Consider the following 12,073-nt stretch of genomic DNA (forward strand, 5'->3'; position numbering starts at 1 on the left):
AGGGCACAGCGCTGGAGACAGCAAGCGCTGTGCCCTTCGTGCCTCACCGCCCCCGGGCAGCCGCGCGACTCGCCGCCCACCGAACCAGTCGCGGGAGTGCGCCGTTCGCCGCCAGTTCGCGTAATGCCTCAGCTCCGCCTGGGCAACCGATCAGGTCCGAAATCGCCAGCAATCGCACCCGGAGGCCAGCGCTGGTAGCAGCGGAACACAGCAGTTGCACACCGCGAGGATCCCCGGCGGCAGTAGCGAGCTGACGCGCCGCGAAGGACCGCTGACCCGGGTCGAGACCCGGGTCTGTTGCCAGGGTGTAAAGCTCCTCACCGCCCGCCCGAGCACTGACCGCTTTGGTGAGCGAGATCGCTGTGAACACCCGGTCGATGCTCGTGGCGGACGGATTTGCGACGGCCTCCCGGTAGGCGGCAATGCCTCGCTCAGCCCCCGCCACCTTGACCAGATGCCCGGCAACCACTTGCCGGTAGCCGCCCACACGATCATGGTTGGCCACCAACGTGTGCAACTCATCGATTCCCCTGGCGTCGCCGAGGGCAGCCAACGCTTCTGCGGCAAACCCCCGGTCGGCATACCGCAGCCGCGGATTGGCAGCCAGTCCCGCGAGCACCTCAGCCCCGCGGGCATCCCCAAGCTCGGCCAAGTTCTCAGCTGCAGCAACCGCTGCCACTACCCGCTCCATCTGAGGGCGCGACCAACGACTTCTCTCGAACCGCAGCTCCCGGAGAGCGGTGAGAACCAGGCCGACTGGCACCCCAGTGCCGAGCCACGACTGATCAATAACGAACCAACAGCCATACTGACCGGCACCCCCGGTGGCCAGTCGACCAAGGTGCCGAACTGCCTGTTCGGGGGCGGCATCGATGACGAAGCCCAAGTACGAGTCTGGCAGAGTCGGACAAGAGCACGGCCGCCAGCGCGCCAGCCGTGGGCGAATGCCTTTGGGAGCCTGCAGGCTCCGATGCCGGACAGATCGGAACGCTCGACGCAGCTCCGCGTCCCGAGCGGCAGGGGTCCGGGTAGCGTGCCGAGCAGCAAGGAACTCAAGCACGCTCCGATGCATCGCGACGTAGCCGTTGGCGGTCACGGTCAGCAGCCCGGTGGACAGCAGGGCCGATACCAGGAAGCCCCGCCATTCCGCAGGCGGGACGCGGGCCGGAGCCGTAACTCGCTTCGCCAGCAGGTCCAGCACGGTGGGGGTACCGTGTCCGGCGAAGAGCAGACGGTGTGCGATGACCTCGAGATGCTCCTGCAACTCGCCAAGCACACGGTCGGCGGCAGCCACAGCGGTCGGACCGTGCCCGGAGAGAGCCTGGGCGGTTGGGCCAGCGGGCCGCCGACGTTCGCGAAGCAACTCGACGAAGCGCTCGTACAGCGCGCCGCGGTTACGCGGAAGACCCTCGGTAGGTGAGGCAGCGTGCAGTTGGCACAGCATGGCGATCATCAGGGGGGCGCCCGCCAGCACGGTCAGCCCAGCACGCTGGACGGCGGCCATGAAACGCTTAGCGACGGCCTCGGGATGAGTGAGCTCAAAGCCCCGGAACCAACTGGCCGCAACCTGTTCGATCTCGGCCGGCCCGAAGGACTGTAGTTCGTGGACGACGACGGACTCGCCGAGCTGGTGGAGCACGCTGTCCGGCAGCGGCCGGGAGGCTAGTACGAAGCGGTAACGGTCTGTGTGGGACTGCTGCCAGGCGATGATCTTCCGCAGCACCCGTTCCTGGTCACGCGGCTCGGGGAGTTCGTCCAGACCGTCGACCAAAACCATCCACTGTGCCCCGGCCGCTGGTGGCTGCCGGAAAAGCTCTGCCGGCATCGCCTCGGCCAGTCCCCCGAGGTCGAGGTTGACCGCTCTGGCGACGCAGTCCGCTAGCGGCCCAGCAACCAGGGCTGAGGCATGGACCAGTACTGGAAGCGCCTCGTGGGTTTCCCCCCGCAACCAGCGCTCACATACCCCAGCAAGGTGCAATCGCAGCAGGCTGGACTTTCCCCCGCCCGGCTCGGCCACGACGACAGTCACACCGGCAATACCGCCCAGCACCTCGTCAGTTGGGACTGGTGGGTGACTACTCTCAGCTGGGTGGATGTCAGGCGAGAGCAGCCGCACCATCCGCCGCAGATGGATCTGAGCCAGCGATGGAACAACAGTGGGGAGCACAGCTGGGTAGGGGTGCTCGGCGGCGGCCTGGGCGGCGGCCTTGAGGTAGTCCGCTAACCGATCGCCAGGTGGCAGTGGACCGCTGTGGATGTGCAACTCGCCGATCGTCCCGGCCTGAACAACCGGTCCGTAGATCTCACCACCAGTGATCCGATTCTCCACTCCGACATTCTGTCGAACGTCCAGCCTCGTGGAGGACGGTTCGAGCGGAAGAACGGATGCCCCGGTGGACAAAGCGGCGGATGTCGCGGACCTCGGTCCACGGTCAGCCAGCGCCACCGTTAGGCACCCCTCCTCGACCCCTGGCGCCGCTACTTCCCCCAGACCGCCGATCCCCTCCGCACCGCCCAAGCCTGACGGACCATCGACCACGGCCGGTCGGAGTCCCACCTGTGCCTCCCGTCCCTGCGCACGTCAGCGCACAGTTGCGGTGACGCTGTTTGGGGTGATCAAGGCGGAACCCCGACTGCGGCTGGGTGAGGCCGAAGTGCTGGCTCTGGTACCGCTGGTGGCGAGGTGGCTGGAGCGCGCCAGCACACCGGGCGAGCTGGCCCAAGCCCTTCGGCACACCAGCCGTTTGCCTCGGCGACATGCACAGCCAGGCATGCCGCTTCGATGTCCAGTCCAGTATCGGAGGCGAGTTCGTCCATCGTGCATCGCACTCCACTGGGATCAAAGAGCCTGGTGGTGCCCACACGACTGGAGAGGCCAAAGAGACAGACCTTGACCATCTCCGGCAGGTCGGACCCCAGCATCTGCCAGAGGTAGTAATCGCGACGGTCCTTCAAGATCTCCGGCGCCAAGGGCCAGGCCCGCCAAGCGGCTTTCTCAGCATCGGTGCGCTCCTTCATGACTTTGGCAGAATCCCTTCTGAGGGCACGGGCTGCCTGCTGGTAGCTCTGCCCTTGGGCAGCAGCGAGCGCGCGCACACGCGCCTTGCGAATGGTCGAACCGCGCTTGGTCACGGCAATCTCCACTGCGGGGCTCCACGCGACTCCGCCGGGTCGTCCGAGAACAGGCGTCGGGATTCGCGGGCCCGTGCCGACGAACTTCGGGGGAGCCTTGGCCGACTGTGCCACGTGCGCGGCGTGGACGCGCATAGTGGCAGCGGCGATCGGCGTGCGCGACCTACCGGTTTCACGTCACCTGAAGGCAGCTTGGCGCAACCGTCGGACCCTCCAGTCGTTGGCAAGTCATGAGCACGAACGTCAGGGACAAAGGGCCCTCCGCCCAGCCGGCCGAGGACCTCATCAACGCGGCCGTCCTCGCACACGAGGCGAACCTGGAGTTGGAGGCGGTGGTGGCCCGGTCAGGGGTGAGCGAGAGGGTCGTCGCACACCTGCGCGAGAAGATCGCGAGGCTCTACTCGGAGCACCCCGACGACGAGTAGCAGCACCACGTGCCCTTCCCATCAGGTCTCCCCAAGGGCACATCCAGGGTTCAGGCCAACGCCATGGCCGACGAAACGGACCGGCCACTACAACTGCGCACACGGATAGGACGGTGCCATGCACCCGCCAGAGCCTCGGCGGAGCGACCTTCGCCCGGCGCCCCGGCAATACTCGGAGATCAAGTCGGCTGCCTGGCGAGTCACCTGACCGGTTGCTGCAACTGCATAGCTGACCGTCAGCTCCTCCCAGTCCCGCCGGATTGACTCCATCGCACGGTCGAGGCTCAGAATCAGAACCCGGAGTCCCAGCGTGGCGCGCAACGGTCGCCAATGGCCGCGAAGACAACGCTTAGGAACGAGTACGGGCAGAAAGCTGGTGACAGGTAGTCAGCACACGGGGTTCAGGACCGAGAAGTACACAGCGTTCTCGGAAGCACTGAAGTAGAACATGTCCCCACCGAGGGCCGATCCGTCCTCCGGCGGCCGGGCATGGAACCAGCCGTCCGGCGAACCCGACATCCCCAGCCCCTCAGGGCGGTCAGCCGGCAGCTTCGCCGGATCCCACGTTCCGGACTTCATGATGGCGGTGACAGCCCCCGGCTCGGCGAGCCAAGCGATGCCGTCCATCTGGTGGTCCGTCGGACCCGGGACCCTCGAGTTCGCCCCGATGCTCTTTCCGGACCACATCACTCTGGCAATCCCGTCAGGGAGCCTGACGCACTCGACTGCCCGTTGGATATCGGCACTCACCGGTTCCCACTCAGCGACTGCGGCCCTGGTCGATCCGCACGCCGCGACTGCCGTCAGGCCGAGAACCACAAGGCAGCCGACCTTCAGACCCATCCGCATAGCCATCCTCCTCATTCAGCTCGATGAGTCATGACCGACTCGCCTGCAGCATCAGCTGCGGAGTTGGTGACGGTCGATCAGCAGCTGGGGTCCGTGACCGAGAAGTACACAGCGTTCTCGGCAGCGTTGAAGTACAGCGTGTCACCGCCAGCGACAGAACTGTCCGACGGTGACTGGGCGTTGAACCAACCGTCCGACGGGCTTGCGATCCCCAGCCGCTTGAGGCCGACCTCCGACAGCTTCACCGGATCCCACTTCCCGGACTTCATGATGTCGACGGCGGCCCCCGGCTTGGCGAGCCAGGCGATCCCGTACATCTGCTGCCCCACCGGACCCGGGACCCTCGAGTTCGCTCCGATGGTCCTTGCGGACCACTTCACTTGGGCAATCCCGTCAGGGAACGCGACGCACTTGGCCGCCCGTTCGACATCAGTGCTCACCGGCCCCCAGTCGGAGACCACAGCCTTGGGCGATCCGCACCCCGCGACCACCGCCAGGCCGAGAACAACCAGACCGCCGACCTTCAGACCCATCCGCATGGAGAAACTCATCCTTCCGCCCGAATGGACCCCTGGTCCACATCATGTCGGTCTGCATCGACCCGTAGGAGCAGAACGCCTTCCCCCACCCGACAAGTCCGTGGTCCTGCGGTGCCGGTACCACTGACGCCCCTAGCGCCGAGCGCGGGGCTCAGAGCACCTCGGCAGCCAGCCGCTCGGCCCCGGCCAGCGCCGCTGCCGGGGGGAGCCCGAACAGCCCGTGCGCGCGGGCTGCGAAGTCGGCGGGTGCGCCCGGGAGTTCGGCCGCCTCGCGGACGGCGCCCTTCTCGTTCAGGAGCCAGCGCCCGGCCCGGGCGTGCAGTGCGTGCGCGAGCAGCAGCACGGCCCGGAACAGGCAGCCGTGCAGGTAGGTGGTGTCGCCCCGGTCGGCGCCCTTGCGGGCGGTCGCGAGGCTGAACGGCACCTCGAACCGGGCCCGCTCCAGCACCGCCTCCCGCAGCGCCACCGGGTAGCTCCGGACGGCGGCCTGAAGCTCCGTCAGCTCACCGCTCGGGTCCGCCAGCAGCACCCCGAGCGCCAGTTCGCCGGGGTAGCAGAACGAGGCGAAGCCGAACGGGTGGCCGATCTGGGCGGCCAGCTCGAACCGGCCCTGCTCGCAGTCCTGCCAGGTCCCGCGCACCCGGTCCAGGTCGCGGTAGATCCAGTCCATCGGGGCGTCGTCCAGCCGCAGCCAGGCACCCCCGTCGACCCAGGGGCCCCAGCCACCGGGCTCGCTCACCTCGACCGGACGCCCCGTCAGCTCGGCCGCCAGCGCCCGCAGTCCGCCGGTGTCCAGCGGCCCCCGGTAGTACAGCCCGAGGTCGTAGTCGGAGCCGGGCCCGTGCGCGCCACGGGCCCGGCTGCCGCCCAGGCAGACGCCGAGCACTCCGTCGACCGCGGCCAGCCGGTCGGCCACCCCCTGGAGATCGACCACGGTCAGCCGAGCTCCTTGCCGAAGCACAGGCTCTCCGGGGAGTCCCGGTAGTAGCCGAACTTGGTGATCGGCAGGTACCCCTCGGAGCCGTACAGCGCGATCGCCTCCGGCTGCTCGGTGCCGGTCTCCAGGATCAGCCGGGTCAGCCCGTGCCCGACCGCCGCCTGCTCCAGGTGCCGCAGGATCTGCCGGGCCAGGCCGCGGCCCCGGGCGTTCGCGGAGACGTACATCCGCTTCAGCTCGGCGTCGCCGTCCCGCACGTCGTCGGGGCCGGCCTGCTTGACCCGCCAGCCGCCGCAGGCCACCGGCAGCTCGTCCAGGTAACCGACCACGAACAGCCCGGCGGGCGGGTCGAAGTGGTCGGGGTGCATCACCGTCAGGTCGATCCCGCCGTAGCGCTGGATGTACTCCTGCTGGACCTCTGCCGACAGCTTCTCGGCGTCGGGGTGACCGTAACCGGTGGTGCGAATCTCCATGGCCGAACAGCCTAGTACCGCAGGTCAGGCCTGCTCGAACCGGGCCACCAGATCGTCCTTGCCGAACATCCGGGCGGTCTCGATCGCGGTCGGCGCGCCGGCCCTGGGGTCGGCGCTGCCCTCCAGCAGGGCGTCGATCACGTCGGCCTCGCCCTTGAAGACGGCGCCGGCCAGCGGGGTCTGGCCGCGGTCGTTCACCCGGTCCGGGTCGCCGCCGTGCCGGAGCAGGGTCCGGACCGTCTCGGCGTGGCCGTGGTACGCCGCCAGCATCACCAGCGAGTCGCCGCGGTCGTTGGCCAGGTCGGCCGGGGCCCCGGCGTCCAGGTAGGCGGTGAGCAGCGCGGTGTCGCCCGTGCGGGCGGCGTCGAAGAGCTTGCCGGCAAGGGCGATGACCTCGGCGTCCGGGGTCTGGGGTGCGGAGTCGGCCATGACTGGGCCCTCTCGGATCGGGTCGGTAGTGCCGTACGGCACGGTATCGGACGACACGCGGCGGAGTGAGCCGGACGGCCGTTCGGGCGAATTTTGCCGCTCGTACACGGCCCAGCCCGGCGGCCCGGAGAGAACCACCCGTTTGCCACGTTCCATCATCTATTACTTTTTGTCACGATAAGGGCACTTTCGGTAACGCCTTTTTTCTTTTAGATGTCCCGCCGTCCCCAGACCGAGGAGCAGTCGCGTGATTCTCTCCATCTCCGGCATCGTCCTGTTCGGCACCATCGCCTTCCTGTTCTTCCGGCGAGACGGTCTCAAGATCTCGCATGCACTGGTGTGCGCGCTGCTCGGCTTCTACATCGCGGGGTCCTCGATCGCGCCCAGCATTCAGGCGGGCGGTGCGAGTCTGGCCAGCCTGCTCGGCGGCCTGAAGTTCTGACTGCGGATCGGCTCTCCACTCCGGCCCGGGTGCGGCTCCCAACCGCCCCGGGCCGTACGCGACCCCCCACCCGTCCCGAGCTGCCCGGGGAGTAGTACCGAATGTCCCTGACCCGCCATCTCAGCCGCGGCCGCGACCTGGCCCGTACCGCAGGCGACCACGCCTCCGACATGTTCGCCCCGCTCACCGTGATCGGCCGGGGCCTGCGCCACCACTCCGAATGGCTGAAGGCCCGCTGGGCGGCCACCCCCAAGGAGAAGCGCGGCCCGACGCTCTTCCTCACCGCGGCCGGCCTGCTCGGCGTCTTCCTGCTGCCGCACGGCCCGCTGCTCGCCCTGGTCGCCCTGATGGCCAGCGCCGCCTGGGTCGGCCGCTCCCCCAAGGCCCCGCCCGCCCCGCCCGAGCCGGACGCCGCCGACCTCAAGCTGACCGCGCTGTACGCCGCCCTGACGCCCTACCTGGCCGGGCCGGACGAGCTCAGCCCGCTGTACCGCGCCGAGGGCAGCTACAAGGACGTGTTCGGCGGCTGGGAGTTCGACGGCGAGGGCCGGCTGGCCGTCCTCGACCTGGGCTACCCGGCCTACTTCACCGACACCGAGCCCGCCGCCCGGGCCCGGATCGAGCAGGTGATCCAGGGCAAGGCCGGGCGCTCCCGGGAGTACCGCTTCGACTGGGACGAGGAGTCCAACCGGCTCCGGGTCACCGCGCTCGCGCCGCTGGCCACCGACATCGCCGCCCAGCCCTTCGTCACCACCCCGGGCGAGATCGTGCTCGGCTTCACCGACAGCCACGGCAGCCGCCGCACCATCCCGGTCACCCAGGGCAGCAGCACCGCCCAGCAGCCGCCGGTGATCTGGCGCACCGGCGCCCGCTCCTCCGAGCCGCACCTGCTCGCCCTCGGTACGGCGGGCTCCGGCACCTCCACCCTGGTCCGCTCGATCGCGCTGCAGGCGCTGCGCCACGGCGACCTGATGGTGATCGACGGCGCGGGCACCGGCGAGCACGCCTGCCTGGTCAACCGGCCTGGCGTGCACACCGTGGAGACCAGCCTGCACGGCGCGCTGGCCGCACTGGAGTGGGCCGCCCAGGAGACCGAGCGCCGGCTCACCGCCCTCAACGCCGCCCGCCACCACGGCGTGGCCGCCCCCGAGGACGTCACCCGTCCGCTCTGGCTGCTGCTCGACCACCCCACCGAGCTGACCGAGCTGGCCCACGCCGAGGGCCGGCCGGACCCGCAGGAGCTGCTGGAGCTGCCGCTGCGGCACGGCCGGGCCGCCCGGGTCACCGTGGTGGTCGCCGACGACCTGACGGCGTACGACCGGATCTCGCCGACCGTCCGGGCCACCACCCGAGCCCGGGTGGTGCTCGGCCCGGCCACCCCCGGCACCGCCGAGGCCGTGCTGGCGGGCCCGCTGGACATCACCCCGGCCACCCGGACCCCGGCCGGCCGCGGCTACGCCCGGATCGGCACCGGCGCCCCGGTCCGGCTCCAGGTCCCGGTCACCGTCGACCCGCTGGACGACGAGGCGCAGGCCGCCCACCGCGAGGCCGTGATCGCCCTGCTGCCGCACCGGGACACCAGGACCGAGGCCCCGGCCGTCGACCTGAAGGCCGAACCGGCCGCCTCCGCAGCCCCCGCCGGCACCTCCGTCAGCGCCCCGGTCGGCGCCCCCGAGATGCCGAAGGACCCGCCGTCGGTCCGCCCGCGTCCGGTGTGGTGACGGAGCGGCGGTAAGCTGGCGCGCCGCACCTGCACCGGTCGCTCTCCGCACAATAGGTGACACACTGGGTGATAAATACGCTCAGATGTGACAAATCGGGCGACGATGGGTACAAACAGTGGCGGTACGACAGGCGACGCATGTCCCCGGACGGGAATCTTCGTCGACGGCCGAGCGTTGACCGAACGACGATGACAGCGACCACTAGTCCTGTGGGCCATAAGCCCTGGAGGCACGATTCATGAGCGAGCGAGCTCTCCGCGGCACGCGACTCGGGGCCACTAGCTACGAGACCGACCGTGGAATTGATCTGGCTCCCCGCCAGACCGTTGAGTACGCATGTCAGAACGGACACCGATTCGAGGTTCCCTTCTCCATCGAGGCGGAGATCCCCTCGGCCTGGGAATGCCGTTTCTGTGGCCAGGAGGCCATGCTGCTGGACGGTGATGAGCCGGAGGAGAAGAAGACCAAGCCGACACGCACCCATTGGGACATGCTGATGGAGCGTCGGACGAGGGAGGAGTTGGAGGAGGTCCTGGCAGAGCGCCTGGCCGTTCTCCGCTCCGGCGGGATGAACCTCGCGGTCCACCCCCGCGACACCCGCAAGAGCGCCTGACCAAGGCCGCCATCCGGCGGCGACCGAACCCGAAGGGGCCCGAGCTTCTCCCGAAGCCCGGGCCCCTCGGCTTTCCGTTTCCGGCTCGCCGCTGCCCGCGTCAGCCGTTGATCGGCGGCCGGTAGTCGGTGTTCGACCCAGACGGCCCAGACGACCCCGAGGGCTGCGCCGGGTCGACCACCTCGCCCTGGATCACCTTGCCGTCGGGCCGGTGGATCCGGATCTGCTCCTGCAGCCGCACCGCGTCGGCCAGCGGACCCGCCGCGCCCGCAGGCGCGGTGGAGCGCAGCGCCGTACTGGCGAACCGGCGGCCCAGCGCCCGCCAGAGCGCCCGGGTCGGCGGGAAGAGCAGCGAGAGCCCGAGCACGTCCGAGAGGAAGCCGGGCAGCATCAGCAGCATGCCCGCCAGCACCGTCATGCTGGTACCGGTCTGCGCCTGCTGGGACTGCGGCTGCCTGCTCTGCTCGACCGCGGCCCTGATCGCCTTCAGCCCGGCCCGCTTGATCAGCCAGCCGCCCAGCAGGATGCCGCCGAGCAGCAGCATGAGGACGGCGAACCAGTTGGTCGCCGCGGCGACCACGGTCAGCAGCCAGATCTCCAGCACCAGCCAGGCGGCGATCAACAACGGCAGGACCCGCCGCACCCGGCCGCGCGGGGCCGAGGGGGCCGGGGGAACTTGCTGGCTCACGGTACGAATCCACTCCGTCGTGGTGCCCGCTCCACCGCCCGACCGGCTGATCCGGCCCGGCTACCGGGCACCACCTGGCACAACGACCGGCACCCGGCCGGTGTTCCGACGGCCCTGCGGCCGTCGGAACACCGGCCGGGTGCCGGTCGTGGGCCCCGGCGGGAACGGTCGGACCTTGGGCCTAGCCCTCGGCCGGGGTCCCGGCGCCCTTCCGCCGGCGCAGGCCGTTGAAGGCCACCAGGCCGCAGGCCGCCAGGCCCGCCAGGGCGAGCACCCACTCCGGGGTGGCGCCGACCCGGTCGGCCACCGTCGTGCCGTCCCGCAGCGGGACCACGGCGCTCAACTGGGCCGCCGTCAGCTCCTCGGTCCGCTGGGTCACCTCGCCGTCGGGCGCGACGATCGCGCTGATCCCGCTGGTCGCGGCGATCAGCACGGCCCGGCCGTGCTCGACCGCGCGCAGCCGGGACATCGCCAGTTGCTGGTCGGGCTGGCCGCTCTTGGCGTAGGTGGCGTTGTTGGTCTGCACGACCAGCACCCGCCCGCCCTCGTTGACGGTGTCGCGGACGATGTCGTCGTACGCGACCTCGAAGCAGATCACGTCGCCGATCCGGGCCGGGCCGAGCTGGAGCACGCCGCTGGTGGTGCCGGGGAAGAAGTCCCGGGCCACCTGCTGGAGCCGGGTGATCACCTTGGACAGCTGGTCCCGGAACGGCACGTACTCGCCGAACGGCACCGGGTGCTGCTTGGTGTAGGAGGCGCCGGGGCCGGTCTTCGGGTCCCAGACGATGCCCTGGTTCAGCACGTGCTGCTCGTCCGGGCCGTCCACCAGCGCGCCGACCAGGACGGGGACGCCGATCGCCTTCACGGCGGCGTCGATCCGGCCGTACGCCTCGGCGCTCTCGAACGGGTCGAAGTCGGAGGAGTTCTCCGGCCAGATCACGATGTCGGGGCGCTCGGCCCGGCCGGCCGCGACGTCGGCGGCGAGCTGCTCGGTGGCGCTGGCGTGGTTCTTCAGCACCGTCATCGGGGTGCCGAGGAAGTGCATGCCCGGGTTGGGCACGTTGCCCTGGATCACCGCGACCTTGACGGTGTCGGCGGCACTGGTCGGGACCGGGACCAGGTAGCCGGCCAGCAGCGTGGCGGCCGCTCCGAGCCCGGCCAGCGCGGCGGCCACCGGGTTGCGGCGCGGACCGCGGCGCAGCCGGAGCACGGCCCAGGCCAGCAGGGTGCCGCAGAGCGCGACCGCGAAGGTGACCAGCGGGGCGCCGCCGATCGCGGCCAGCGGGGTGAAGGGGGTGGCGGTGTTGGCGAAGGCGAGCCGGCCCCAGGGGAAGCCGCCGAGCGGCAGCCGGTCCCTGGCCCACTCCTGGGTGACCCAGAGGCAGGCGGCCCAGAGCGGCCAGCCGGGCAGTCGGGAGGTGGCGGCCAGACCAGCGCCCATCGCCGCGATGAACAGGGCCTCCAGCGCGGACAGGCCGATGGTGGCGTCCAGGCCGATCACCCGCAGCCAGAACAGCAGCATCAGGAAGAACGGCAGCCCGAACGCGAAGCCCGTCCACGCCCCCTGCCGGGCCGTCCGCCCCCGGGTGAGCAGCGAGAGCCCGGCCACGCCGACCACCGACAGCGGCCAGAGGTGTTCGTACGGGGGGAAGGAGAGCGCCAGCAGCAGACCGCAGAGCACCGCCAGCCCCGTCCGGGGCAGTCCGGCGACCAGCCGGACCGAGCGGCCGGTACGGGGAGCCGCGGGCTCCGGTTCGGGTGCTGCCACGGGGCGCTCCTGCTCGACTGGCAGTGCCATCGGCGCACCACCTCTCTGTCTGTG

The 12,073-nt window shown here is 70.4% G+C and carries 13 protein-coding genes; 4 read left to right on the top strand and 9 right to left on the bottom strand.

The features are described from left to right. Positions 1-43: 43 nt before the first annotated feature. A complete protein-coding gene (locus ABT118_RS06965) occupies positions 44-2,329 on the bottom strand; it encodes an NACHT domain-containing protein (protein WP_350645505.1) in 2,286 nt (761 codons plus the stop codon). A gap of 287 nt (positions 2,330-2,616) precedes the next feature. Beyond that, on the bottom strand, positions 2,617-3,144 hold the full coding sequence (locus ABT118_RS06970) for a hypothetical protein (protein WP_350645507.1): 528 nt from the start codon (positions 3,142-3,144) through the stop codon (positions 2,617-2,619). Positions 3,145-3,362: 218 nt separating this feature from the next. Here ABT118_RS06970 and ABT118_RS06975 point away from each other — a divergent pair, with 218 nt between their 5' ends. After that, complete coding sequence (locus ABT118_RS06975; protein WP_350645509.1) at positions 3,363-3,557, top strand: hypothetical protein; 195 nt, start codon at positions 3,363-3,365, stop codon at positions 3,555-3,557. A 387-nt stretch (positions 3,558-3,944) separates the two neighbouring features. Here the strand turns inward: ABT118_RS06975 and ABT118_RS06980 are convergent, their stop codons facing one another. From ABT118_RS06980 to ABT118_RS07000, 5 genes are all read right to left on the bottom strand, one after another. Beyond that, on the bottom strand, positions 3,945-4,184 hold the full coding sequence (locus tag ABT118_RS06980) for a hypothetical protein (RefSeq protein WP_350645511.1): 240 nt from the start codon (positions 4,182-4,184) through the stop codon (positions 3,945-3,947). Positions 4,185-4,483: 299 nt separating this feature from the next. Beyond that, entirely contained in the window at positions 4,484-4,945 is a 462-nt protein-coding gene (locus tag ABT118_RS06985; protein ID WP_350645513.1) for a hypothetical protein, read from the bottom strand. A 151-nt stretch (positions 4,946-5,096) separates the two neighbouring features. Beyond that, positions 5,097-5,879 (bottom strand): nucleotidyltransferase domain-containing protein, encoded by a 783-nt coding sequence (locus ABT118_RS06990; protein ID WP_350645515.1) that lies wholly within the window; start codon positions 5,877-5,879, stop codon positions 5,097-5,099. A gap of 2 nt (positions 5,880-5,881) precedes the next feature. After that, positions 5,882-6,355 (bottom strand): GNAT family N-acetyltransferase, encoded by a 474-nt coding sequence (locus ABT118_RS06995; RefSeq protein WP_350645516.1) that lies wholly within the window; start codon positions 6,353-6,355, stop codon positions 5,882-5,884. Between the two features lie 24 nt (positions 6,356-6,379). Beyond that, positions 6,380-6,784: an ankyrin repeat domain-containing protein gene (locus tag ABT118_RS07000; protein ID WP_350645518.1), complete on the bottom strand. Its 405-nt coding sequence runs from the start codon at positions 6,782-6,784 to the stop codon at positions 6,380-6,382. A 247-nt stretch (positions 6,785-7,031) separates the two neighbouring features. Between ABT118_RS07000 and ABT118_RS07005 the strand changes: the two genes are divergently transcribed. The 3 genes from ABT118_RS07005 to ABT118_RS07015 all read left to right on the top strand — a co-directional run bounded on the left by ABT118_RS07005 (position 7,032) and on the right by ABT118_RS07015 (position 9,563). After that, positions 7,032-7,226 (top strand): hypothetical protein, encoded by a 195-nt coding sequence (locus ABT118_RS07005; protein ID WP_057238163.1) that lies wholly within the window; start codon positions 7,032-7,034, stop codon positions 7,224-7,226. 101 nt (positions 7,227-7,327) lie between these two features. Next, positions 7,328-8,947 carry an FtsK/SpoIIIE domain-containing protein gene (locus ABT118_RS07010; RefSeq protein ID WP_350645519.1) on the top strand — a complete coding sequence of 540 codons (1,620 nt, stop codon included), beginning with the start codon at positions 7,328-7,330 and terminating at the stop codon, positions 8,945-8,947. A gap of 241 nt (positions 8,948-9,188) precedes the next feature. Continuing rightward, a complete protein-coding gene (locus ABT118_RS07015; protein WP_350645520.1) occupies positions 9,189-9,563 on the top strand; it encodes an RNA polymerase-binding protein RbpA in 375 nt (124 codons plus the stop codon). A gap of 100 nt (positions 9,564-9,663) precedes the next feature. Here the strand turns inward: ABT118_RS07015 and fxsA are convergent, their stop codons facing one another. Beyond that, complete coding sequence (fxsA, locus tag ABT118_RS07020) at positions 9,664-10,251, bottom strand: FxsA family membrane protein (protein ID WP_350645521.1); 588 nt, start codon at positions 10,249-10,251, stop codon at positions 9,664-9,666. A 181-nt stretch (positions 10,252-10,432) separates the two neighbouring features. Further along, entirely contained in the window at positions 10,433-12,049 is a 1,617-nt protein-coding gene (gene lnt / locus ABT118_RS07025) for an apolipoprotein N-acyltransferase (RefSeq protein WP_350645523.1), read from the bottom strand. Positions 12,050-12,073: the final 24 nt, after the last annotated feature.

The sequence above is a fragment of the Kitasatospora sp. NPDC002040 genome, from assembly GCF_040296785.1.
Taxonomy (GTDB): Bacteria; Actinomycetota; Actinomycetes; order Streptomycetales; family Streptomycetaceae; genus Kitasatospora.